The organism is Rhizobium sp. N122 (assembly GCF_002211295.1).
Taxonomy (GTDB): domain Bacteria; phylum Pseudomonadota; class Alphaproteobacteria; order Rhizobiales; family Rhizobiaceae; genus Rhizobium.
The window spans coordinates 20,612-43,161 of sequence record NZ_LOKU01000035.1; the positions used below are offsets into that span (position 1 = coordinate 20,612).

21 protein-coding genes and 2 tRNA genes are annotated in these 22,550 nt (G+C 57.8%); 14 read left to right on the top strand and 9 right to left on the bottom strand.

The window, feature by feature from the left end; translation table 11 throughout:
- Window positions 1–179: 179 nt before the first annotated feature.
- From ATY75_RS23155 to ATY75_RS23165, 3 genes are all read right to left on the bottom strand, one after another.
- Complete coding sequence (locus ATY75_RS23155) at window positions 180–422, bottom strand: DUF982 domain-containing protein (RefSeq protein WP_049732818.1); 243 nt, start codon at window positions 420–422, stop codon at window positions 180–182.
- Between the two features lie 226 nt (window positions 423–648).
- On the bottom strand, window positions 649–2,064 hold the full coding sequence (locus ATY75_RS23160) for a hypothetical protein (protein WP_088939385.1): 1,416 nt from the start codon (window positions 2,062–2,064) through the stop codon (window positions 649–651).
- A 361-nt stretch (window positions 2,065–2,425) separates the two neighbouring features.
- Window positions 2,426–2,500 (bottom strand) — tRNA-Thr (locus tag ATY75_RS23165).
- 156 nt (window positions 2,501–2,656) lie between these two features.
- Between ATY75_RS23165 and ATY75_RS23170 the strand changes: the two genes are divergently transcribed.
- The 10 genes from ATY75_RS23170 to ATY75_RS23215 all read left to right on the top strand — a co-directional run bounded on the left by ATY75_RS23170 (window position 2,657) and on the right by ATY75_RS23215 (window position 8,676).
- Complete coding sequence (locus ATY75_RS23170; RefSeq protein ID WP_088939386.1) at window positions 2,657–2,851, top strand: hypothetical protein; 195 nt, start codon at window positions 2,657–2,659, stop codon at window positions 2,849–2,851.
- 106 nt (window positions 2,852–2,957) lie between these two features.
- Window positions 2,958–4,250 carry a UDP-N-acetylglucosamine 1-carboxyvinyltransferase gene (gene murA, locus ATY75_RS23175; protein WP_088939387.1) on the top strand — a complete coding sequence of 431 codons (1,293 nt, stop codon included), beginning with the start codon at window positions 2,958–2,960 and terminating at the stop codon, window positions 4,248–4,250.
- A gap of 94 nt (window positions 4,251–4,344) precedes the next feature.
- Window positions 4,345–4,776, top strand: a complete 432-nt coding sequence (locus tag ATY75_RS23180) for a DUF2948 family protein (RefSeq protein ID WP_064836422.1) — start codon at window positions 4,345–4,347, stop codon at window positions 4,774–4,776.
- Window positions 4,777–4,891: 115 nt separating this feature from the next.
- A complete protein-coding gene (gene hisD / locus ATY75_RS23185) occupies window positions 4,892–6,190 on the top strand; it encodes a histidinol dehydrogenase (RefSeq protein WP_088939388.1) in 1,299 nt (432 codons plus the stop codon).
- A 4-nt stretch (window positions 6,191–6,194) separates the two neighbouring features.
- Complete coding sequence (locus tag ATY75_RS23190) at window positions 6,195–6,668, top strand: UPF0262 family protein (protein ID WP_088939389.1); 474 nt, start codon at window positions 6,195–6,197, stop codon at window positions 6,666–6,668.
- Entirely contained in the window at window positions 6,665–7,150 is a 486-nt protein-coding gene (locus ATY75_RS23195; RefSeq protein WP_171899742.1) for a low molecular weight phosphatase family protein, read from the top strand. Before ATY75_RS23190 ends, ATY75_RS23195 begins: the two co-directional genes overlap by 4 nt.
- 123 nt (window positions 7,151–7,273) lie before the next feature.
- Entirely contained in the window at window positions 7,274–7,492 is a 219-nt protein-coding gene (gene infA, locus ATY75_RS23200) for a translation initiation factor IF-1 (protein ID WP_003545338.1), read from the top strand.
- Window positions 7,493–7,547: 55 nt separating this feature from the next.
- Window positions 7,548–8,168: a Maf-like protein gene (locus ATY75_RS23205; protein WP_003570453.1), complete on the top strand. Its 621-nt coding sequence runs from the start codon at window positions 7,548–7,550 to the stop codon at window positions 8,166–8,168.
- Window positions 8,169–8,206: 38 nt separating this feature from the next.
- A complete protein-coding gene (gene yacG / locus ATY75_RS23210) occupies window positions 8,207–8,419 on the top strand; it encodes a DNA gyrase inhibitor YacG (protein WP_003588672.1) in 213 nt (70 codons plus the stop codon).
- A gap of 181 nt (window positions 8,420–8,600) precedes the next feature.
- Window positions 8,601–8,676, top strand: a tRNA-Phe gene (locus tag ATY75_RS23215).
- Between the two features lie 1,292 nt (window positions 8,677–9,968).
- Here the strand turns inward: ATY75_RS23215 and ATY75_RS23225 are convergent.
- Window positions 9,969–10,238 (bottom strand): hypothetical protein, encoded by a 270-nt coding sequence (locus ATY75_RS23225; protein ID WP_088939391.1) that lies wholly within the window; start codon window positions 10,236–10,238, stop codon window positions 9,969–9,971.
- Between the two features lie 442 nt (window positions 10,239–10,680).
- On the opposite strand from ATY75_RS23225, the gene ATY75_RS23230 reads away from it, so the two are divergent.
- Entirely contained in the window at window positions 10,681–11,601 is a 921-nt protein-coding gene (locus ATY75_RS23230; RefSeq protein ID WP_088939392.1) for a hypothetical protein, read from the top strand.
- 145 nt (window positions 11,602–11,746) lie between these two features.
- Complete coding sequence (locus tag ATY75_RS23235) at window positions 11,747–12,448, top strand: hypothetical protein (RefSeq protein WP_088939393.1); 702 nt, start codon at window positions 11,747–11,749, stop codon at window positions 12,446–12,448.
- A 711-nt stretch (window positions 12,449–13,159) separates the two neighbouring features.
- On the opposite strand, the gene ATY75_RS23245 is transcribed toward ATY75_RS23235, so the two are convergent.
- Complete coding sequence (locus tag ATY75_RS23245; protein ID WP_190241411.1) at window positions 13,160–14,239, bottom strand: class I SAM-dependent methyltransferase; 1,080 nt, start codon at window positions 14,237–14,239, stop codon at window positions 13,160–13,162.
- Between the two features lie 224 nt (window positions 14,240–14,463).
- Between ATY75_RS23245 and ATY75_RS23250 the strand changes: the two genes are divergently transcribed.
- Window positions 14,464–16,467, top strand: coding sequence for a bifunctional diguanylate cyclase/phosphodiesterase (locus tag ATY75_RS23250; RefSeq protein WP_088939398.1), 2,004 nt, complete (start codon window positions 14,464–14,466; stop codon window positions 16,465–16,467).
- Between the two features lie 152 nt (window positions 16,468–16,619).
- On the opposite strand, the gene ATY75_RS23255 is transcribed toward ATY75_RS23250, so the two are convergent.
- The 4 genes from ATY75_RS23255 to ATY75_RS23270 all read right to left on the bottom strand — a co-directional run bounded on the left by ATY75_RS23255 (window position 16,620) and on the right by ATY75_RS23270 (window position 20,760).
- The gene (locus tag ATY75_RS23255; RefSeq protein ID WP_064836433.1) at window positions 16,620–16,898 is read right to left on the bottom strand and encodes a transposase; all 279 of its coding nucleotides are present in this window, start codon (window positions 16,896–16,898) and stop codon (window positions 16,620–16,622) included.
- Between the two features lie 7 nt (window positions 16,899–16,905).
- A complete protein-coding gene (locus tag ATY75_RS23260; protein WP_088939396.1) occupies window positions 16,906–18,345 on the bottom strand; it encodes an HlyD family type I secretion periplasmic adaptor subunit in 1,440 nt (479 codons plus the stop codon).
- A 17-nt stretch (window positions 18,346–18,362) separates the two neighbouring features.
- On the bottom strand, window positions 18,363–20,078 hold the full coding sequence (locus ATY75_RS23265; protein ID WP_064836437.1) for a type I secretion system permease/ATPase: 1,716 nt from the start codon (window positions 20,076–20,078) through the stop codon (window positions 18,363–18,365).
- A 106-nt stretch (window positions 20,079–20,184) separates the two neighbouring features.
- Window positions 20,185–20,760 carry a hypothetical protein gene (locus ATY75_RS23270; protein ID WP_064836439.1) on the bottom strand — a complete coding sequence of 192 codons (576 nt, stop codon included), beginning with the start codon at window positions 20,758–20,760 and terminating at the stop codon, window positions 20,185–20,187.
- Window positions 20,761–21,340: 580 nt separating this feature from the next.
- Between ATY75_RS23270 and ATY75_RS23275 the strand changes: the two genes are divergently transcribed.
- Window positions 21,341–22,429 carry a hypothetical protein gene (locus ATY75_RS23275; protein WP_064836441.1) on the top strand — a complete coding sequence of 363 codons (1,089 nt, stop codon included), beginning with the start codon at window positions 21,341–21,343 and terminating at the stop codon, window positions 22,427–22,429.
- Window positions 22,430–22,550: the final 121 nt, after the last annotated feature.

The following is a 22,550-nucleotide window of genomic DNA, read 5'->3' on the forward strand; positions in this document are numbered from 1 at the left end:
TATGAATGGACCTATCCCGGGCGCAACGCCCGTTGCACCAAAACCCGCCACAAGTTCGATGCAGGGTTAAGTAAATTAAAGCGTTGCCCCGTTCCGGCACACTCCGTTTACGGAAATGCCGGCCTGAGTACGTTCAACGGCGGAGCGCGCTTTTGCGTCCTGTCGGACGCTTGGGCGCTCTAATGCAGCTTCAGCTTCGCCTCTTCGGCCGCCGCCAGAAACTCGGCTCTCGCCTCTTCCACGCTCTTGCGCCCATCGAGCGCTGCCCGGCAGGTGCTGCGGGCCTTGATATAACGCAGCCCGCGCGAATTCGGCCAGAAATCCGCCAGGCATTTCAACGCATCGAACGGACCATTGACCGTTCTAAGATCGGCTCCCTCGAAACCGACCTTGACCGGGCTGTTCCATTTTTCAGTTGCCATCGATGCTCCTCCACGATTGTCGACAGAAACAAGACTTCAACGCCTCCGTATTCCTCCGCGGAGACCCCGTGTAGTTAATATTCTAGCGTGATTTTTGCCGGCAGCAATGGTGGATCGATTGCGGCTGGTACGGCGAATGTCTATTTCGTGCGAATCTTCATCGTCGGGCATTTCGACTCGAATAGCGATAGCAATGCCGTCATATAGTGCCATTTTCGAATCCATTTCAATGTCTGGTCGAGTCGGAGGCTTGTTGTTCTTCCTTGGCGGCTTGCTTCTTCGCCTTGGCAATGTAGGTGACGGCGCTCTTTAGCGATGGCGCAGGAATATAGTCCCGCCCAAACATCCTCTTAAATGCTTTCTTGAAATCATCGTGATCTCGCGTGCCGTAAAAGGCAGCCCATCGTTCATAATTGTCGATCGGAAAGTCTGCTTTGCTTGCGTAGAGAACCTTCATAAGCCGCACGACCTCCGTGATGTCGCCGTTTATTGAAGCGACACAGATTTGAAACTCGGGGCCGAGAACCTTCCAGTTCTGCAAGGCAAGCTCGGCCTCGCATTCCGATTTTTTTTTCTGAAGTCGGTAGCAATTCGCGAGGTTTATTGTGTCGGACAATGTCTGCTCAGATGTGTCGCGGCCCCGTAGTGATTTGGCGAACCTCAGAATCCGTTCAGCCGCGCTTAGGTGGCCACGCTCGATGAGGTTGTATCCAAGTTCTCCGAGAGCCTCGTCAGCGGCGGCAACTTCATTTGGGCAACATCTTCGCCACGCAACCTGATAAGACATCGTACCAAACTCACAAATTAGCATTAGCGCCCGGTTGAGGTACGCTGGCTTTACAACTAATTCGTCACCAGACTTTGCGGTGGAGGTAATACGCTCCTTCTTTAGGCGGCCGAGGTAGATCTCGTTTACCCGCCCATCGGCGTGAGCGAATAGGTTTCGTCGTTCGAAAATCTCAACTAAATCATTCCAGTCCTTGTAGCTCGGAGGAATCGGGTTTTTTATTTCAAGCAGGCTTTCAATCTTTTCGATTTGGTTGACGAAGCTTTCGCGCATGATGTTCTCAACATCACGCTCCAAGATGTTCTTCTTCAATTCATCGATTGATCCATATTTCGTTACGTCAGCGAGCGTGACAGTCCTATCGTCCAAAAGATACTTTTGAGGCTTGCATTTCAAAATCTCGCTGAACAGTCTCGACTGAAAATGCTCGAAGGTGCTCACTATACCGATAAGCAGCATCTTCGGGACCTGCTTGCCCACGAGACTGGACGCCGCCAATTGTTCGTTGAGCGCGGCCCATTCATGCCGGTGTCCAATCGGCAACTCAAATATCTTACGGTCTTCTGCCGAGAGTATTTCAGTGCCGTGGCTTTCCAAAAATTCACCGCCAATGCTGTTTTGGACACCACGGCTCACAGTGGGAAGAAGGGAAGCAACTACTGGGAGCAACTCCATGTAGCTTAGGATCGCCTTCTGAAATAGGTGGAATTGTTCGCCAAAACCACTGACAGTCGGTACTTCCTCGTCGCTTAGTTCAGTCTCTATTATTTCGAAATTATTCGCTTCGCTTGTTGCATGACCAGTGGGTACGCCGTCCTTCATAAAGATGCACACGTAGAAATGTTCTTTGCTCATTGAATGCGATCCTGGGAAAACCTCAAGTTGTTTTATGGGCGAACTTTTAACAAATGACGAAATCGCACTCCGTTTAGAATGAAAAGAAGGGTGGCCTTGAACGGTAGTGCCACCGGCGTCCGCCTGTTGATTTTCCGCGCCATCTTTCAGCTTTGTTGCTCGCACGCACCGCCGTCTGCGAAGACGTCGTTTAGTCATGACCAGCGGCTCTGATGTTCTTTATTGGAGAATGTGACGGAAAAAAGCTGTGAGATTTTGCCGGGATCGCTGTACGATTCGTGTTCCGTCCCTCATCGTCGCAGTTACTCAGGACGAGAGGTTGCTGCAATCCTATTTTCAGCTTGATGCTAAGAGGGAAAACTGGTGCTGCCGAGTGGGATTGAACCACCGACCTCACCCTTACCAAGGGTGTGCTCTACCACTGAGCTACGGCAGCAGGACCAGGACCCGTGCGAGCCGGGTGGCTCAAATCGCGGGAACGGGGCGGCTATTGCCACAGCTTGACGGCAAGCGCAAGCAGCAAATTCCAACTTCGCGTGGATTGGGCTGCAAGGGCCTTTTGGATCCGCGCGAATTCGGCTAATCCTGTGGCATGAGCGACAAGACCGAAACCGGCCAGCAGAGCCGCAAGCAAGCGCTCGAGGCACAGGCGAAACTGCGCCGCGAACGCGCCGCCGAAAAACTTCGGGAAAATCTTTCAAGGCGTAAACAGCAGGTGCGCGCCCGCCGTTCGGGCCAGGCCGACGAAACAAGTGGACTGCCCGCCGCAAAAATGGACGAATCGTAATGTTCCGTCCGTCGCGAATTGAAGCGTGTCGAAAAATCCCCTAAACACCCCACTCCTATTCCAAGGCAGTATTTTCAGGAAAGGCGGGCGCGGCCCGTAAGCGCACATGGATCGTATCAGAATCGTCGGCGGTAATGAGCTGAATGGCATCATTCCGATTTCCGGCGCCAAGAATGCCGCATTGCCGCTGATGATCGCCTCGCTTCTGACCAGCGATACGCTGACGCTGGAAAATGTGCCGCATCTGGCCGATGTCGAACTGCTGATGCGCATTCTGGGCAATCATGGCGTCGACGTTGCCGTCAACGGCCGCCGCGAGCGCCAGGAAGATTCCTACGCCCGCACGATCCATTTCACCTGCCGCACCATCGTCGATACCACCGCTTCCTATGAACTGGTCTCGAAGATGCGCGCCTCCTTCTGGGTCATCGGCCCGCTCCTGGCGCGCGAGGGCCACTGCCGCGTGTCGCTGCCGGGCGGCTGTGCCATCGGCACGCGTCCCGTCGATCTCTTCATCGAAGGTTTGACGGCGCTCGGCGCCACCATGGAGATCGACGCCGGTTACATCAACGCCAAGGCGCCGAATGGTGGCCTGATCGGCGCGCGCTACACCTTCCCGAAAGTCTCCGTCGGCGCCACCCATGTGCTGATGATGGCGGCAACGCTTGCCCGCGGCACGACTGTCATCGGCAACGCTGCCCGCGAGCCCGAGGTCGTTGATCTCGCCAACTGCCTGAACGCCATGGGCGCCAAGATCTCGGGCGCCGGCACGGCGACCATCACCATCGAAGGCGTCACCTCGCTCTCCGGCGCCCGCCACCGCGTGCTGCCGGATCGCATCGAGACCGGCACCTATGCCATGGCAGTCGCCATGGCCGGCGGTGATGTCGTGCTCGAAAATACCGATGTGGCGCTGCTCGACACCGCATTGGAAACGCTGCGCCGCGCCGGCGCCGACATCTCGTCGACCAACAACGGCATGCGCGTCAGGCGCAATGGCGCCGGCATCAAGCCGGTCGATATCGTCACCGATCCCTTCCCGGGCTTCCCGACCGACCTGCAGGCGCAGTTCATGGCGCTGATGACCCGCTCTTCGGGGATCTCGCATGTCACCGAAACCATCTTCGAAAACCGCTTCATGCATGTACAGGAGCTGGCCCGCCTCGGCGCCAGGATCACGCTGTCCGGCCAGACGGCGAAGATCGAGGGTGTCCAGCGCCTGCGCGGCGCGCCCGTCATGGCGACCGATCTGCGCGCTTCCGTTTCGCTCGTCATCGCCGGCCTTGCCGCCGAAGGCGAAACCACGGTGTCCCGCGTCTATCACCTCGACCGCGGTTTCGAGCGGCTCGAGGAAAAGCTGACCCGCTGCGGCGCCGTCGTCGAGCGCATCAGCGAGTAAGCAGCGCTCATCCCGGTTGCGTAATTGCCCGCAGCATCTTATTTCCCTTGTCAACGCATCGCCATTCCGGCGGTGCCTGCCGGGGTAAGACTGAATGACCGATCTGAAGCTTGTTGCGCTCGATGACGAGGACCTCGCGGTCATTTCCGCGCATATGCAGGACAGCGTCTTCAAGGTCGGTGATATCGACTGGTCGCCGCGCGACGCGCAGTTCGCCCTTGCCGTCAATCGGTTCGTCTGGGAAGGTGCCGAGCGCAAGCGCCGGGGTTTCGAGCGCCGCCGCGCCGCCCTGGTGTTCAAGCGGGTGCTGGCCGTGCGCTCGCTCGGCATCGACCGGGGCAAACGGGACGAGGTGCTGTCGCTGCTGGCGCTGCGTTTCGAGCGGAAGGGCGAGGGGCCGGAAGGCACGATCGAGCTGTCGCTGTCCGGCACCGCCTCGATTGCGCTCGATGTCGAATGCATCGAGGTGCAGCTCGCCGATATCGGGGGTGCCTGGGAGGCTTCGTCAAAGCCTCGTCACCGCTAAAGCATGTCGCCCGGAAGTGTGCTGCGGTTCCGGGATAACGACATGCATAAAACAATGAGTGTTTGACGCTTGACGTTTGAACATCGCAGTTTCGAGTTGAGAAGGAACATCGGCCTTGGCAATCTGGCTGGATCAGGCATCGGAAGGTTTCGAGCAGCATTTCGCTGCCTTTCTGACGACGAAGCGTGAAGTCTCCGAGGATGTGAACGCCGTCGTTCGCGCCATCATCGATGATGTCAGGGCCCGCGGCGATGTGGCGCTTGCCGAATATTCGCGGAAGTTCGACGGTATCGATTTCGCCACCGTGCCGATGCGCGTCGCGCCTGAGGAGTTCGACGCGGCCGTCGAGGCGGTGCCTGCCGAAGTGCTGGGGGCGCTGAAGCTTGCGGCACTGCGCATCGAATCCCATCATCGCCGGCAGTTGCCGAAGGACGATATCTACGAGGACGACCTCGGCGTCGGTCTCGGCTCGCGCTGGACGGCGATCGAGGCCGTCGGGCTCTATGTTCCGGGTGGCACCGCGAGTTATCCGAGCTCGGTGCTGATGAACGCCGTTCCGGCCAAGGTCGCCGGCGTCGATCGCATCGTCATCGCCGTTCCCGCCACCGGCGGTGCCGTCAATCCCGCGGTGCTTGCCGCCGCCAAGCTGGCCGGTGTCACCGAAGTCTATCGTGTCGGCGGCGCCCAGGCGATCGCCGCTCTTGCCTATGGCACCGAGACCATCGCTCCGGTCGCCAAGATCACCGGCCCCGGCAATGCCTATGTCGCCGCCGCCAAGCGCCATGTCTTCGGCACCGTCGGCATCGATATGATCGCCGGCCCTTCCGAAGTGCTGGTTATTGCCGACAAGGACAACAATCCGGATTGGATCGCCGCCGACCTCCTGGCGCAGGCCGAGCACGATGTCAGCGCCCAGGCGATCCTGATCACCGATAATGCCGAATTCGGCAAGGCGGTGGAGCAGGCGGTCGAACGCCAGCTGAAGACGCTGAACCGCGCCGAGACGGCCGCGGCGAGCTGGCGCGATTTCGGCGCGGTCATCCTGGTTGCCGATCTGCAGCAGGCCATTCCGCTGGCAAACCGCATCGCCGCCGAACATCTCGAGCTTGCCGTCGCCGATCCGGACCGGCTGCTCGACGGCATCCGCAATGCCGGCGCCATCTTCATCGGCGCCCATACGCCCGAGGTGATCGGCGATTATGTCGGCGGCTCGAACCATGTGCTGCCGACGGCGCGGTCGGCCCGCTTCTCCTCCGGCCTTTCGGTGCTCGATTTCGTCAAGCGCACCTCGATCCTGCGGCTCGGACCGGGTGAGCTGCGCACGCTTGGCCCGGCGGCGATCGCGCTGGCCGTCTCCGAAGGTCTCGACGCCCATGCGCGATCGGTTGCGATCCGCCTCAACCTCGAAAGGTGAGGGGATGGCGGCGGGCGATTTCCGGCTTTGCGACGTCGTCCTCGACGATACGATCGGCCGTTCGACGCCCGATGTCGAGCATGAGCGCGCCGTCGCCATCTTCGATCTGATCGAGGAGAACAGCTTTGCTCCGATCGGCCATGCCGGTGGGCCTTATCGGCTGAACATCTCGCTGGTCGATTCCAAGCTGGTCTTCGCCATCACCACCGAGGAAGGCGGCAATGTCGCCACCCATATCCTGTCGCTCACCCCCTTCCGGCGGATCGTCAAGGACTACTTCATGATCTGCGAGAGCTATTATGAAGCGATCCGTTCGGCGACGCCAAGCCGCATCGAGGCGATCGACATGGGCCGACGCGGCATCCACAATGAAGGTTCGCAGACGCTGAAGGACAGGCTGGCCGGCAAGATCGAGGTCGATTTCGACACCGCCAGGCGGCTGTTCACCCTGGTCTGCGTGCTCCACTGGCGCGGATGACGGCAATGGATCGGCCCGTCGACATCGAGGAGGGAAAGAGGCCGGGCGCCATCCTCTTCATGTGCGGGATGAACGCCATCCGCTCGCCGATGGCCGAAGCCATCGCCCGTAGCATTCTGCCGTCCAATATCTATATAAGGTCCGCCGGCGTTCGCGCCGGCGAGCGCGATCCCTTCGTCGATGTCGTGCTCGAGGAGATCGGGCTTTCCCTCGGGCGCCGCCTGCCGCAAACCCTTGATGAGCTCGAGGACGATTATTTCGATCTGATCATCACGCTGTCGCCGCCGGCCCATCACGCGGCCCTCGAGCTGACCCGCTCGAATGCGATCGACGTCGTCTATTGGCCGACCATGGATCCGACCGTCGTCAGCGGCACGCGCGAGCAGATTCTCGAGAGCTACCGTGAGGTCCGCGATCACCTGGCCGGCCTCATCGAAAGCCGGCTGCTCAAACGAAATGGCATTGCCGCGCAATCGGCATGAAAACAAATAAAGGAAAGCCTGATCAACAAGGTTCACAAACCTTCGTTGATTGTGTAGTTTCCGCCCAAATTTTAAGGGCGCGCGCTGCGCTGCCTCTTCAACCCACAGGAAGAAAACACTTATATGCCGAAAGAAGAAGTCCTCGAATTCCCGGGTATCGTTACCGAACTTCTGCCGAATGCGACGTTCCGCGTGAAGCTCGAAAACGAACACGAGATCATCGCCCATACCGCCGGCCGCATGCGCAAGAACCGCATCCGCGTTCTCGCCGGCGACAAGGTGCTTGTGGAAATGACGCCCTACGATCTGACCAAGGGCCGCATCACCTACCGTTTCAAGTAAGCTTGCCCAAGATCCTGCAAGGGGTTTTCTCCCGTCTGCCGATGGTCGAGGTTTCATGGCGCTGAAATACAAGCTCATTCTGGCCTCGGGCTCGCCCCGCCGTGTCGACCTGCTCAACCAGGCGGGCATCGAACCGTCGCGGCTGATGCCGATGGATATCGACGAGACGCCGAAGAAGTCGGAGCATCCGCGTTCGCTGGCGCGCCGGCTTTCGGCCGAGAAGGCGGAAGCGGCCCTTGCCGCTATCAAGAGCGATATCACCTGGAAGGGCAGCTATATTCTCTCGGCCGATACGGTGGTCGCCGTCGGCCGGCGCATTCTCGGCAAGGCCGAGTTCGCCGACGAGGCGTTGAGCTCGCTGCATCTTTTGTCCGGACGCAACCATCTCGTCTATACCGGCGTTTGCCTGGTGACGCCGGATCGCAAGATCCGCCAGAAGATCGTCGAGACCAAGGTGCGCTTCAAGCGCCTCTCCGGCTTCGAGATCGAAAACTACCTGGCCTCCGGCCAGTGGCGCGGCAAGGCGGGCGCCTACGGCATCCAGGGCTTGGCCGGCACCTTCGTGCAGAAGATGGTCGGCTCCTACACCAATGTCGTCGGCCTGCCGCTTTATGAAACCATTGTGCTTTTGACCGGCGAAGGCTTCGACGTGCATAGCCGGTGGCCGGAGGGCTGAAGCCCGAAGGCCGATTCCTGAATTAGGACGGACCGATCATGCCCGAAGACAACAAAGCCGCCGCCAAGGTCGAACCGCTGCGTAAGGCGCGCCCTTGCCCTGAATGCGGCAAACCTTCACATCGCGAACATTACCCCTTCTGCTCCAACCGCTGCCGAGAGGTCGATCTCTCCCGCTGGCTGACCGGCGCCTACGCGATTCCCGTTGCCGACGACGAGACGAAGGCCGAATATCCCGATGAGGAAAACTAGAGAATTCGCCCAGCGAAGCTGTTATTTTTCCTCATGAATCCGCAAAACGCGCAAGACCGTCAAAAAAGTGTCGTTTGACCGCTTGCCATGGCCGAACAAGATGCTATAACCCCGCTCGCTTCCGGGGCGCACCAAGGCCCCGCGGTTCTTTTTCCAAAGAAGATCCATCGGAAGCAGGTTAGCCCAGGTAGCTCAGTTGGTAGAGCAGCGGATTGAAAATCCGCGTGTCACTGGTTCGATTCCGGTCCTGGGCACCATTTCTAGCTGGTTGATTTTCTCGTATTTTAGCTCCTTGTTTTAACGTGCGCGAGTTGCGTTCTAGACGCCGTTTTTCCGTTTTCTAGACGTCTTTTGTTTTGCGTCTGTTCACTTCAGCCTCAAAATCGCTTACCGTCTGAGCCAAGCGCGACGAGAATAATGCTTCGCAATCGCCTCTGTTTTGTGCCCGAACATGTCAGCGATCGTTGCATAGTCCTTGCCCATTCCTCGCAGGATAGTCGCGACAGTATGCCGAAGGCTATCAAGGGTGAGGTTAGACTGAACCCTCTTCGGGCTTTTTACGAAAGGGCGCCAGGATGCGCGGAAGCCTCACACGGTCCAGGGTTTGCCGTAGCTCTTGGCGCAAAGCGTGAGTGCGGTCCGCGGTGCCTAGGTTCGGTGGCCAGCGCCTCGGAGCAGGAATTGGCACACAAACAGGTACGCCGGTCTTGCAGCGGCGCGTATCTACCCGCTTCTAAAAAAGGCCGTCCGTGGCAACTGAAGCGCATCCTGGGAATCCGGGCGCAGTATACATCATGAGCGCCACCGGCAGCGCCATATGAGCGGGCAGGGCGACCGCCGGCCCAGTGATGAGGCTTTGCGCCACCGACGCCCTGCAGTATCGTTGGAACGGATGCAACTTTCCCGTATCTAGGAAAGAACGGAGACGCCATGATAGTCTTGGAGAAATCATGGACAACTTCGATGCTATCCCCGAGCGCGCATCTGTACGCGCAGACTGCTGACAGACACGCCGCCGGTCGTCTCGGGGTTGCTGTGAGGCAGGCGGTTGCCATCGACGAATCAGGTGCACGCGCCTGATCTAGAAATTAAATGAAAGCTGGTCCGGGTGCGAGCGCCAATGAGCGCGAACATGCTCGAGGCGATTGAACCGTCGACGGACATAAGCCCGCACTTTCACCAGTTTCGACTTCAACCTGTTGCTCAAGTTGTTGTCCCCTTTCGTTTCACAGCGGGATGAAGCCCACCGCTCCGGTATCGCATATTGCGCTCCCGTGCCCGTGCCGAGTAACGACCCGAAGATCGCCGAAACAAAAGTAGCCGATGGCAACCAGCTGAAAGCTAGGTGATTCGCTTCGAAGTTGGCTAGCGCTGCGGGCCGATTGCAGCATCGCTATCCCAAGGAAAATTAATGACCATAAATACGAACGCTGCGACATGCGGCCCCGCGAGGGCCTACTGATGGCTGACAGAGACGACCTGATTATCTCGACCTTGACAGATCAGGCCACGCTTCGTCGAAGCATTAGCCGAATAAGGGGCCTACCAATCAAGCTGCGATTTCTTGCAATTTTCGGATGGCGGCATTTATTTTCTCTATTCCGTGCAGTTCCGCGGTCTCGCAGTGAGAGACGAGCTTGCCGCCTCGGGAGAGTAGATCGCCAAGGCGGACATCCAGTCCAGAAAACTTGAAGCTTGGTTCGTGCCGCCCCGTAATTGTCCAACGGCCCGCAATCTTGGAAGAGATGACGTGGCAGCGCGTACCCAGCGAGGCGGCGTCGAGCATCTCGTCTATACTTGGGCGCATCTCATGTCGCATGTCGGAATCTCCCTCGGGCGCGGCCAGTCAGGATCTTTTCATTCGCGGCAACCATATGCGGCGGCGCTGCTCGACGTAGCGATAGAGTGTGCGGACGGCTTCAGAATTTCCCAGCCGCAAAAGCCGTTCTGCAGTCGGCCAGGCTGGAACCAACTGTTTTCGGGAAGACTCGCCAACCACGCTCGGCGCGGCAAGATCACGGGGCAAGCCGTCGGCGTGACGAGGATTGTTGTAATTCGCCTAGTCCATAAGCTTGCCTCGGCGTATGGCTGTATCGATAGCGGCCTTCTTCGCCTCAACCTTGTCCTTGTCCTGTTTATGAATTCCCGTTCGAGAAAGGATTCATTGCCGATCCATCCATCCTTAAAGGCCATGCGCGGCTTATCGTTCGCGGCGATCGACCAACGTTCTCGATGTCATTTGATGTTCCTTGGAAGGGGAGATGTTCCGGCCGGTTGCCGCAGCTCTTGTTTGCGTATGGCCATCGAGGGCTGTTGAGAAGGGTGTGATCGATTTACAAATTTGTCAACAGCGGGCGAGGGCGTTGCAACCGGAGAATGTCAGTCTAAAATACTTGGCAAACCAGCAGGACTTGAGAAGAGAATTGCCAAGCTTCGACCTAAAACCAATATCCCCTACACCGGTGTTTGATGATGATGAGGTGGGAGAAGACATCCCGGAGCTCGTCAGAGAGTGGTTTTTCGAGAACTTCGAAGATCCTGCAGACAACACTCCGTTTGAAAGCGCTGAAGGTGGTTACCAGTGGGTCTATGGCGGCCCATATGACGCCCGGGAGGAGATCGAGTTAGCGTTCCCTGATGTCGAGGAGGAGGTTCTCGAAGACATCATAAGTGACATCGAGGCGGAAGGAATAGAATGGGCTCCGCACGTTGACCGGATAATTGATAGATCTGACAAAGATCCTCCGGTCTCCGAATATGAGGCCATGCAGGCCGCAATCAAAGAACTGCAAGCCGCCGTCAAGGAGCTAAAACCATTCTCATCTACAATTGGGGGGAACAATCCTCCCGAAGAGATAGGCCTGCCGCCCTATGATGAGCAGGATAAGAAGGAAATTGAAGAAGCGATCGATATTCTGCTCGGACCAGCTACAGAACTGAGCGCAAATCCAGTTGTTGTTGCGTCGTCAGCCGAGGTCCTCAAGTCAAAGAGCGAGCACATTAAGGATTTTGTATCTCGACACGGTGATAAGTTTGTTGAGAATTTTGCAGGCCAGTTGGGAAAGAGGGCTGCGGATTCCTTGACGCTGGCGGGATGGCTAAAGTTCAGTGGGCTCTTGCTGGCTGCCTACGAAGCAACTCAAGCTTTTGTCACCTCTATCGGTATTCCTTGGCCGTTCTGACTCACGCGCGCATTCGCGCACGCGAGGCAAAAAAACTGTGTTAGCGATAGCGCTGTGGGCCGGCATCCCTAGAGGCGCGCCACAAGAAATGACAAGTACCCCCTGCAACAGCCATAACAGGCAATCATTGATCAAGGAAAGCATAATGCCTTACTGGCTGTGTACGATACTGGCGTGTCACTTGCCGCCTCCTCAGCCTACCTCTTGGCTAGGTCCACCGCTTGTGGCTGCGGCCCTAACAGTCAGCGCTACCATCCTTCTTTGGCTCGCCAAGGAATGGCGGTCTGATCTTGATGAGCGAAAAAAAAGAGCTGAGGAGAAAGAAAAATTTGTGCGAGCTCTCTACGCTGAAGTAGACTTCAATACCCATGATATGGAAGCCTTTATTGAACTGTCTGCATCGCTGGGGGAAGTAACTAGAAAAATAAAAGAAAAGGACGATTTCATACCGCACATTACCGATCAGCGACATAAAGATGTCTACAAAAGCCAGATAGGCTTATTGCATCACGCAGGTGACGACTACATTGCAGATGTTGTTACTTTTTATGGCGTGATGGAAAAGATTGGGACTGAGATTCAAGGCGTCTATTTGTCGAGCTACAAAACCATTTCGCCCGAAGGAAGAGTGTCCGTCATCGACGATATCGTTAAATTCGCGTTTGAGTGCGCTGGAATTGGGCAGTCAATTCTCGCTGAAATGGAAAGGTCGTATCCAGAGTACAAACTTAAGCGCCGCAAAAGAAGAGCGGCGGAAGTCCAATCCGACGCCGACTTGCGCACAAGGATGACTGATCTAGAATCAGATCTTAATAGGGCCCGGTCCACGCATGGTGAATCTCCTTGATCCAGTTGAGAATGATATGGTTTAAAATGACGGCTTCGTCAAGTTGAAACACCAATTGAGCAGTTAGTCGAGCGGATGAACCCTCATATGGCGGCGCGACAATTACTGCACAATCCTGCTCACGCCGCATCCATCTCAGGATCATCGACGTAAGCCTGCCCATCCTCTGGCCTTCGTTCAGTTGACGACGTCGGTGAAACGCGGGGCCGGCGCAAGTACCCAAAGACGTGAGCACGATACAAAGTTGCCGTGATGACTGATCATCAAGTCAGCCTCTCGGCCCGTGAGATCCCCAGAGTTGGGCAGGTCGTCCAAGCCCACCGTATCCATCAATGTCGAAAGCTCTTTTCGGTCGCGCTCTTGCTCCCCTGGGGCGGAACTCTTAATGACGACCAAACATTCAACCTCCTTCCCATCTGTGGTGCGGAACCACACGGTTAGCATCCGGGTTCCATCTTCCTCGTCATTGGATATTTCGGTCCTTTCTATCACGCCAGAAGCGGCCCGGTCAGGATAGATGTTGAAGTCTGGCTTTGGATCTAAAGCGTAGTTAGGGATGAGCGGCTGGCTTTACGGCTCGATCCTTTATCCAATTTTTTTAACCAGCTTCAGGCGACGAGATCGCATTGCCCGCATTGATATGCGGCAAGGATAGCGAAGCTTTCCCCAGTGGGTTCCTGACCTTTAATGTGGCATGAATACTGCGCGCGCTTACGACAGCTTCCTGATGGCGCTGTAAATGATGTTGCGGTTGGCACCGAACCAGACCGTGTTGTCGACCGGGTTTTCCGTCGCGCTATTGGCAATATGCCGCATGTTGGCCTCGGAACGCTGGAGGAGCTCCCAGTTCATATAGGATTCCATGTATCCGTCATCGGCCATTTCGTCGGAGAAGTTGGCAAATAGAAAGACGCCACCGGGCTTCAGCATTTCCATGGAAATCTGCGTGAGTCGGATTGCGACCTTATCGGTGAGGTAATCGTACAGCCCTGCGGCGTAGATCAGATCGAAGGTGCCGATCTGGTGCTTTCGCGCCAGTAGGCCGCGCACAGATCCGTTGATCGGCTCGACGGACGTTCCCTGGAATTGGCGTGAGATCGAGCCGATACTTTCGGGGTCCTGATCAAGGGCAACCCAGCGTTTGAGGCGGCCTTCCGCAAGGGCTTTCGATGCCTCCGCTTCGCGAAGGTGACCGGCGGCGATGGCGAGGATCTCCGTACCCGAACCCGTTCGCGCAGCGGTCTCATCGACGTAGCGCGTCAGGGTGTCGCGACGTTCCCTGACGGCGACCGGGCCGGGAGCGTTTATCGTGTATTCGAAGATATTCAGACCGTGCAGGGTGGACCTGGCCACTTCTTCGGCCACCGCCGGGTGCCCATAGATAAAGTCTATAAGACTGGCATCGCCGGAATAGCCGCGAGGTTTTTCAAACGACCAACGCGTGAACGGGCACTGCTGCAGAATCTTTGCCGAGGGATGGGCCTGAATAAGCGGGATGAGCTTCTGCCATACAGCAGCGCCGTATTTATGCCGGATGTCATGGAGCTGGCCAATCAACCACCTGACTGCGTCTGGCAGGTCTTTGCCCGCGGCGAACCGCTGCATTGCAATGTTGATGACAATTGCAAACTCAGCCTCCGCAATTCTGAGGCGTTCTGTTTCATTGTCTTTGTGAGGTGAGGGGAACCTGTTGCTGACGGATTGCGGTGTAATCAAGCTTTGGCCATCGAGAGAAAAGAGGGGCTGCGCCACGGAAACCTCATCGGTGAATAGAGATTTAAAACATTGCATAAAATCTTCAGCATTCTCATGAAGGTCAAGCGTTAAAGTTGGAGAAAGTGTCCCCGGTGCACGTCTTAGCTTTAGAAAATATTAGTGAACCCAAGAGATACTCCCCCCGCTTTGGCATCGTTCGAGCGTTATCGGTTGATGAGGGGTCTGCGTAGGGCTATCCAACTTCAGCTAGCGGTCTGCGTCGGGCAACGGCTGCAAGGATGTTGGGTGGCAGGGGCATGATGCACGTGTTAGCCGAGACCGCAGTCGCCGCCACGCGGCCGACACTGTCGCCAGAACAGTTGCGTGGTCTTTATAAGCAGGAGAGCGAGAGCAGCCGAACGAGCGCTACGCGCAAGGGCCTCTGGATCGCGGTCGCAGCTTACCTTGCCTACTCTTTCACGGACTATCTTTTTATCGGCGATGTCGTCCAGTACACGATCGCCGGCCGATTGGCGGTTGGCGCCGGTGCGCTCTGCATTCTGGAACTCTTACTTTACTGCAAGGCAAAGGCCGATACGGTGGACATGGCCGCGGCGGTGTCCGTGCTGGCAGCCTATCTTGTCTGGCTTCTGACCGGCCAGATGACCACGGTCAGGGACGCATTCTCATATTACATGGTTTTTGGCGCGATCTTCATGATGAGCGTCAACCTGTTCTTCAGCTTCCGCTTTCCGATTGCTCTCACCGCTTCCGCAACGAACGTGCTCATCTTCATCGGCGCCCTCTATCTGTTCGTGCCCATGTTGCTTCTGCACAAGCTGATCCTCGGCGCGTTCTGCATTTCCTGCTTTATTTTTACCTCCTACGTGAACCTTCAGCTCAATAGAGAGCGCTACAAGGTGTTCCTCAATGCTCTTGAAGCTCGTCGTCAGCAAGCTGCTGCCGACGAGCGGGGCAAGGCTCTTTTGCACCTCTCGAACACCGACGCGTTGACCGGCCTGGAAAATCGCCGGGCAATCGATCAACGCCTGCGTGATCATTGGCAACGCTGGCAGGATCAGAGGACGCCCTTTGCCGTCCTGCTGATCGATGTGGATTATTTCAAACGCTACAACGACTGTTACGGTCACCAGGAAGGCGACCGGTGCCTCGTGGCTGTCTCCCAGCTTCTCCAAAACGTGGCCTTCTCCTGGGGCTCGATCATCGGGCGATACGGAGGTGAGGAATTCCTGGTCGTCACACCAATGCCGAGTTTGGAAAAAGCGACCGAACTCGCAGAAGCAATGTGTGCTGCCGTCCGCGCATTGGCTTGGCCCCACGAGCACAGGCGAGACGGGACCACTGTCATCACCGTGAGTGTCGGCCTGTCCTATACGCGCGACCAGACCAAGCAGGTCGACAAGGTCATTCACGAAGCCGATCGTGCGCTTTATGCCGCTAAGGCGACGGGTCGTGACAGCCTCGTGGTCTTCGATGTTGATGATCCGCATTGCAGCGATGACAGCGAGGATATAGCCACGACCCTGAAGATCGCGCTTGAACACGGCCTTGTCTCGCTCGTCTATCAGCCGATCCGCAACGTCCAGACAGGCACGACTGACGCTGTCGAAGCTCTGATGCGTTTGAGGATGTTGGACGGGACGCCCGTCGCGCCTGCCATATTTATACCAGTTGCAGAAAGAACCGGGTCGATCATTGAACTGGGCCGATGGGCAATTCGCACGGTTTGCCGAGACCTGCTGGCAACCGACCTGGTGCAAGTCGCCAGCGTCAACGTTTCGCCGATCGAACTGAAGATGCCAGGTTTCGCCAGCTATGTCGCAGCGACACTCGCAGAATTCGGCGTGACGGGCGCCCGGCTTGCTTTCGAAATTACCGAAGGAATGGAGCTGGAAATCGACCAGGACGTGGTGCGCTGCATCGGCGATCTGAGAAAGCTGGGCGCTCAAGTCTGGCTCGACGATTTCGGCACAGGGTTCGCGGGGCTCTCCTGGCTTCGCCTCATAGAATTTGACACCATCAAGATCGATCGCTCCTTCCTCCATGACTGCAGCACGGAAAGAGGCAAGAGGATGTTGCTCGACATCATCAGCCTGCTGCGCAATCGCGGCGTGAGGATCCTCATTGAAGGCGTCGAGACTATCGAACATCAGCGGCTGATGCAGCAGTACGGAATCAACCAGCTGCAGGGATATTACATTGGACGGCCCGCGCCGGCCGCTCAGTTTGAAAATGATAATGTGCTGCCGTTCGGGATGGTCAGGAACCCTGATTCCAGACGCCTATTTCGGAATGGCCCATAGGTTCAGATCCACAGCGGCCACGTTGTGGTCGAGTTTGCTTGCTTTTCGAACAGCATCTCGTTGTCTCCATTGGGGGAGGCGCTCTCGTCCAACAATATCATGCCGCGCCCCTGATAGGGTCGGGAGGCGGCCAACGAACCGCTGTTCAGGCGTTAGTTTCGCCCTTTCGATGTCTTCGCCAGCATCTCGCTCAGCGTTGCCGCCGAGAGCATGGATTCGGCCAACAGCTTTTTGAGCTTCTGGTTCTCCTCCTCCAGGGCTCGCACCCTTCTGGCATGGAGGCCGAGATTTCCGAACTGCAGCGATTGCCACCGATAGAAGGTCGGCTCGCTGATGCCGTATCTGTGGCAAACATCTGCCACCGTCACCCCCGCCTGGTGCTCCTTCAGAATGCCCGTAATCTGGTCGTCGTCGAATTTTCGCTTGCCCATCACCGCATCAATCCTCACGAAATGCTCTGTTGAAACTGTCGAGCAGTGGTCTGACGGCATAGAGTGCGACGCTGCTTTTGCCTGTTTCGATCAGTGTCTGCACGGGCATGCCCGCGACCAGTTCGACATCCTTCATCTTCGCCAGCCGCTCATCGGTTACGCGGATCGTCGCGGCAAAATAGGGCTGGCCGCTCTGAGTGTCGGTGAGACGATCGGCTGATACATACTCGACTCGGCCTTTCAGCAGTGGAACGCGCCGCTGATTGTAGGGAAGGAGGTGAACCTGTGCCTCCAGCCCCGCCTGAACGAGATTGATGTCCTCGGGTCTGACATGGGCAGACACGATCAGGCGATCGGCGCGTGGCAGAAGATCGACGAGCGGTTCACCCGCGCCGATCACCCCGCCTGACGTGTGGATGCGCAGGTTCATGATTGTTCCGTCTTCGGGCGCCCGGATATCGGTCCTTGAAAGCTGATCGTCGATCGCCCGCAAGCGCTCGCGCAATTGCATGATCTGGCTTTCCGCGGCCCGCATGCCCTGGGCGACTTCGCTCAGCCGGTCGCTCTCGATCTTTGCGAGATCGGCCTGCGTCTCGCTGATCACCTGGTAGGCGCGCGAGATCTGTGCCGCGACTTGACCCTGCTGGCCATCAATGTCTGCTTTCTCCCGCTGGAGGTTGAGAAGCCTGCTCCTTGTTTCCAGTCCTTTGGCGTTGAGGGCCGTCACCTGCTCCAGTTCCTGGGCCGAAATTGCGGCTCTGTCGGCCAATGAAGCCTTCTGCGCGCCAAGTCCGACGATTTCCTGCCGCACCTGGGCGATTTTTTCATCGGCGATCTGAATTTCCGCCTGCACGACCCGGCGGCGGGCTTCGAAGATTTTCTGCTGGCCGATCAGAACCGCGCTGACCGAAGGATATTTGTCGATTGCTGCGCTGAGATCCTCGGGATAGGCGACATGGTCGTCGCCCGTCTGCTCCGCGGACAGGCGCGCGCGGCTTCCTTCGGCGTCCCAAAGCTGCCCTTGAATGCTGTCTCGCTCCGAGCGAAACTTCGTGTCGTCGAGTTCTATCACGATTTGTCCGGCCATCACCGCATCGCCGTTTCTGACGAGGATCCGTCGCACGATTCCGCCTTCGAGATGCTGAATGGTCTTGCGGCTGAACTCCGGTTCGATAACGCCCGATGCGATTGCAGCGCTTTTCAGGGGCGCCAGAACCGACCAGATTCCCAAGCCGACGATGAAAACCAGGATCAACAGGTTCCCCGTCCAGACAACACCTCTGAGCCTCGGCATGGGCGAAGGGGGAGCTGGTCCGCGCTGTTTCTGTTCGATCACCGGCGCATAGGCGGTCTGCTGCCTGGTTGTCGGTCGTTGAGCGAACCGCTGGTCCATCCTTGACGAATTTGAATATCTCGCCGGCGCGGCGTTCATTGGAACAAGGGTCATGGCAGCGTCCCTCCTTCCTACGTTCCTGTTCGAGACGGTGGTTGAAGATAGGTTTCATAAATCCGCTCGCTGTCGCCGAAGGCAGCCACGGTCCCGTTGCGCATGATGGCGATCTTGTTGGTGACCGGCAGGATCCCCATCCGGTGTGTTATGATAACGACGGTCATCCCCCTCGATCTCATGCGCTCGATGGCCATAAACAGCATGCGTTCGCCGTCGTAATCCAGGCTCGAATTGGGATCGTCGAGAACGATCAGAGACGGATTTCCATAGGCCGCCCTTGCCAGTCCCAGCTGTTGGCGCTGCGCCCGGAGGAGCAGGTTTCCGCCTTCGCCGATATCGGTATCGTAGCCCTGCGGCAGCCGCATGATCGCCTCGTGCAATCCGACCAGCTTTGCGGCGTCGATCGCCTTGCCGGGATCTCCTCCGTCAAGCCGGCCGATCACATCCCTGATTGCGCCGCCGAAGAGTTCGATGTCCTGCGGCAGATATCCGACGTGGCCGCTCCCCCCGCAACGGCGCAGAGCCGAGATATCGACCCCACCGAGAAGCGCATATCCGCTCGTTGCCGGCACAACGCCTGCCATCACGCGACCCAGCGTCGATTTCCCCGATCCCGATGGACCGATGAGCGCTATGCAATCGCCAGGTGCCAGGCGCAAGGTGATATCACTCAATATCGGCCGATCGGCGAATGGCTTGATATAGCTGACATTATCGAGAAGCAGGCCATTGGGTTCCGGCAGCGGCACGATGCCGGCATCGCGTTCCGATGCGACTGTTATCAGCATTCCGTTCAAGCGATTGAACGCGTTGCGCGCAAACGCAAAGGAGCGCCATGCCCCTATTGCACCCTCGATAGGCGCAAGCCCGCGCCCGAGCAGCAGACTTGAGACGAAGATGATCCCGGGACTGCCGCTGTTGACGAGCACCAGCCATGTCGCCGATCCCATCATCAGGATCTGCGCGAGTGTGCGGATCGATTTGGAGATACCCAGTATGATCTCCGTGCGATGCATCGCGATGTCCTGGGCCCTTCTTGCCATTTCCGCATCGCGGTAGACGATCAGCGCTGCGCCGTCCTGCATGCCCATGGCCCGGATGACCTCGAGGTTTTTCAGCGCGGTCGCAAATCGCACATAACTCCTCGAAAGGGCAAGATTGGCGTGGGCAAGCGGCTCTCGTGTCGCCAGTTCCGTCATCAACGCAGACAGCAGCAGCGCAACTGCGCAGAGAAGACCGATGGTCCCAAGCAGCGGATGAACAAGAAAGAGCAGGAGCAGGAATACCGGCGCCCAGGGAACGTCAAAAAACAGCGAGCTGGCCGGCGAATCGAGGAACTGGCGCAATGCAGCCAGGTCCCTGTAGCACTCCGTGGCGGCTCCCGTATCGGCGCGGGCGGCATATTCGAACGAGGCGGTGAGCACCATGGGCCGGAGCCTATGGTCCAGCCAGCTGCCGATGCGCGAAAGAGCTGCCCTGCGCACGATATCCAGCGTGGACCCGACCAGCACGGCGGCGGCGATGATGATCGTCAGCATCACCAGCGTGTCGGCGCTTCGGCTCGACATGACCCTGTCGTAGATCTGCAGAAGATAGAGGGAAGGGGCGAGAAGAAAGAGATTGTAGCCGCAGCTATAAAGGAAGACCAACCCGAAGGCTCCGGCACAAGCCCGAAGCGCAACAACGAGCTGTGTCGGCGGTCGCGGTGGCTTTATGGAAATCGTTGTCATTATCAGATCTCGCTGCTGCACTTGATACTGACAAAAGGAGGCTGCTTGCAGGTTTGGCAATACAGGAGGGTCGCCGGCCGAAACCGGCGACCTTCAGGGCCTGACTTCACGAGCCGAGATGGTCGACGTCGATATGGCCGAAGGCGTTGATGAAGTGATCGAGAGAATTGTTCACCGTCGTCGTGTCGGGATTGGTGTGAACCAGAGCTGACGAGATATCGCCGCCTAGTGCGTTGTTCCCGTTGCCGCCGTTGCCGCCGACGCCTGCGAGGATGGTGGCATGCTGATCGGCCACAAGCTGCGTATATTGGGTGGCGGTCGTCGCCGCAGCCACCGCAGCCGTGTCATGGCCGCTTGAGTTTCCTTGACTGCCGTTGGAGTTGGAATCTCCGCCCGCGCCGCCGGCGCCGCTGTTCGAGATTGCCGCCAGGAAGCCGTTCTGGGCCTGGGTAAAGCCACCGGGTCCGCCATGGCCGGCGTCCCAACCTGCCGTCTGCCAAACGTGATCGCCGTTGTGCAGATGGGTAGATGCCCCGTCGACGGTTTGCACGGGGTCTACATAGGCAACCGGGTTGTAGTTGATGTTCCCATTGTTGTGGCCATCACCGCCGTTGCCGGCATTCGCGTCACCTGCATCTGGGTGATTGAGGTGAATCGTGTCAGATATTTGTGGAATAGGCATTGATGTCACTCCTTCTACTTTGTTGCGTCTGAGTTCGTTTGACGGCGTCCCCCTGCGGCCTGCGTCCAGCATGTCGCCGCAGCCAATACAACCGCCGGGGAATATTGCCTGCGATTTAATCTGTGGCCTATCTAGATATTCGGCGGCATTCCTTCGGATGTATACTTGGAAAAGACGGAGCGTTATTTGGATTGGTGCTTAGAGCGCCGTGCGTCCATTTGGACGCACAAAGGACGCTCTAACTCTTCGAAATCACGCATCAGGCTTTCCGAAAATCGATTCCGATTTTCGGGCCGATGCTTGGTGATTTGGGTCAAGGTGGCATGGTCACGATCACGTCTGCCACCTCGTCGAGGCGACGCCAGGGCCTTTCATCCAAAAGCGGAGTTAGTGCTCGAAGGCGCGCGCAACGGTCGCTGCTGTCGTGACAGCCAAATGGCTATTAGACCTAGCCGACAGGATGTAGACGAATTGCAGGCTCTGCTTTTCCCACGTTCGGATGCACAATGCCCGAACGATTCAGGCTGCACGGCGCCATGCTCGGTGAACGTGTGGTCGTCGACCGCGAATGGAGACAGTAATGGCGGAAACTCGTCCCTTATTGGAAGACCAGCCCAAGTCGGGCACAGATCAACACCTCGCCTCCAATGTGGCCGCGGGGCATCTGGCACTGGTGCCGACCTGGCTTCCATTGGATGTGACGTCCGGTCCAAGTCATAGTTCAGCCGGCAGCGGGGGTGACGGGATCAGCGAAGGCGTGATCAGCAGCAATGCCTTGGCCGTCTTCATGCCGTCCAATGCGGCGATTGCGGGGCCGCATTCGGGTGCCGACGCCTTCCAGGGCAACAATGCGCTCATCAATCAGCATCCCACCGAAATGGCGGGGATCGGCGGCAATGGCGGAAGCGGCAATGTTGCCATCGGCAGCGGCGACGGCGGCAGTCATGCCGGCACCGGGGGCAACGGGGTCTTCTACGGTGGGCTGGTCAGCACCGAAGTCGCGCTGTTTGCCCCAGTGAATACTGCTGTGGCTGCAGGCCCCGGCGCGGAGGCTCACGCCGAGCAATCGAACAACGCAATGTTCCTGCAGGGCGCAACCCAGATCGGCGGCATGGGCGGCTCGGGCGGAGACCATAATACCGCGGGCCATGGCTCGTCGATGAGCCCGGGAACTGCGCTGACATTGACCGGTGATTTTTATGCCGGCCACGGCGGCGACGGTTATTTCGTCGGCAGCATGGTCGACGTCAGTATTGCCATCTTCTCGCCGATCAACATCGCCATTGGCGCCGCAGGCGGCTCGGCGGAGGCGCATCAGACAAACAATGTCATTTTCGATCAGGGCACGGTGCAGATCGCGGGCATCGGCGGCAATGGCGGCGGCTTCAACCTGTCGTCTGACACGATTTTTACCGGCAATCATGCCGGTGGCGGTGGCGGCGTCGGATCGTCGACCGGCAGCATGGTCGACGTCAATTTCGGCTATTTCCATCCCATCAACATTGCCGTTCCCGCCGGTGGGACCGCGGACGCCCAGCAGACCGATCATGTTCTCTATGATCAGCACGCGCTTCAACTGGCCGGCATCGCGGGCCACGGCGGAGAGGGTAACCTGACGGACGCCCATTCGGCTCTGGTAGACGACATTCTGAGCTTCATGCACAGCTAGAGTCTGTCAGGGTTATTCTGAACCATACCCTGCATGTCTGAGGTAGTTGGAGCACTCCTGGGGACTGAACGCCTTCAAGAGTTCTCCAATGCGTCTCCATGTAGTTTCAACGGTTCGTTCG

Excerpts from the sequence above, each read along its gene's own strand:
- ATY75_RS23255 (WP_064836433.1), bottom strand. The coding sequence starts at position 16,898 with ATGGGCAAGCGAAAATTCGACGACGACCAGATTACGGGCATTCTGAAG.
- ATY75_RS23230 (WP_088939392.1), top strand. The coding sequence starts at position 10,681 with ATGTTCCGGCCGGTTGCCGCAGCTCTTGTTTGCGTATGGCCATCGAGG.
- ATY75_RS23195 (WP_171899742.1), top strand. The coding sequence starts at position 6,665 with ATGACGGCAATGGATCGGCCCGTCGACATCGAGGAGGGAAAGAGGCCG.
- ATY75_RS23245 (WP_190241411.1), bottom strand. The coding sequence starts at position 14,239 with ATGCAATGTTTTAAATCTCTATTCACCGATGAGGTTTCCGTGGCGCAG.
- ATY75_RS23275 (WP_064836441.1), top strand. The coding sequence starts at position 21,341 with ATGGCGGAAACTCGTCCCTTATTGGAAGACCAGCCCAAGTCGGGCACA.
- ATY75_RS23225 (WP_088939391.1), bottom strand. The coding sequence starts at position 10,238 with ATGCGACATGAGATGCGCCCAAGTATAGACGAGATGCTCGACGCCGCC.
- ATY75_RS23180 (WP_064836422.1), top strand. The coding sequence starts at position 4,345 with ATGACCGATCTGAAGCTTGTTGCGCTCGATGACGAGGACCTCGCGGTC.
- ATY75_RS23265 (WP_064836437.1), bottom strand. The coding sequence starts at position 20,078 with ATGACAACGATTTCCATAAAGCCACCGCGACCGCCGACACAGCTCGTT.
- ATY75_RS23260 (WP_088939396.1), bottom strand. The coding sequence starts at position 18,345 with ATGACCCTTGTTCCAATGAACGCCGCGCCGGCGAGATATTCAAATTCG.
- yacG (WP_003588672.1), top strand. The coding sequence starts at position 8,207 with ATGCCCGAAGACAACAAAGCCGCCGCCAAGGTCGAACCGCTGCGTAAG.
- ATY75_RS23155 (WP_049732818.1), bottom strand. The coding sequence starts at position 422 with ATGGCAACTGAAAAATGGAACAGCCCGGTCAAGGTCGGTTTCGAGGGA.
- ATY75_RS23170 (WP_088939386.1), top strand. The coding sequence starts at position 2,657 with ATGAGCGACAAGACCGAAACCGGCCAGCAGAGCCGCAAGCAAGCGCTC.
- ATY75_RS23270 (WP_064836439.1), bottom strand. The coding sequence starts at position 20,760 with ATGCCTATTCCACAAATATCTGACACGATTCACCTCAATCACCCAGAT.
- infA (WP_003545338.1), top strand. The coding sequence starts at position 7,274 with ATGCCGAAAGAAGAAGTCCTCGAATTCCCGGGTATCGTTACCGAACTT.
- ATY75_RS23160 (WP_088939385.1), bottom strand. The coding sequence starts at position 2,064 with ATGAGCAAAGAACATTTCTACGTGTGCATCTTTATGAAGGACGGCGTA.
- ATY75_RS23235 (WP_088939393.1), top strand. The coding sequence starts at position 11,747 with ATGCCTTACTGGCTGTGTACGATACTGGCGTGTCACTTGCCGCCTCCT.
- ATY75_RS23190 (WP_088939389.1), top strand. The coding sequence starts at position 6,195 with ATGGCGGCGGGCGATTTCCGGCTTTGCGACGTCGTCCTCGACGATACG.
- ATY75_RS23250 (WP_088939398.1), top strand. The coding sequence starts at position 14,464 with ATGCACGTGTTAGCCGAGACCGCAGTCGCCGCCACGCGGCCGACACTG.
- murA (WP_088939387.1), top strand. The coding sequence starts at position 2,958 with ATGGATCGTATCAGAATCGTCGGCGGTAATGAGCTGAATGGCATCATT.
- ATY75_RS23205 (WP_003570453.1), top strand. The coding sequence starts at position 7,548 with ATGGCGCTGAAATACAAGCTCATTCTGGCCTCGGGCTCGCCCCGCCGT.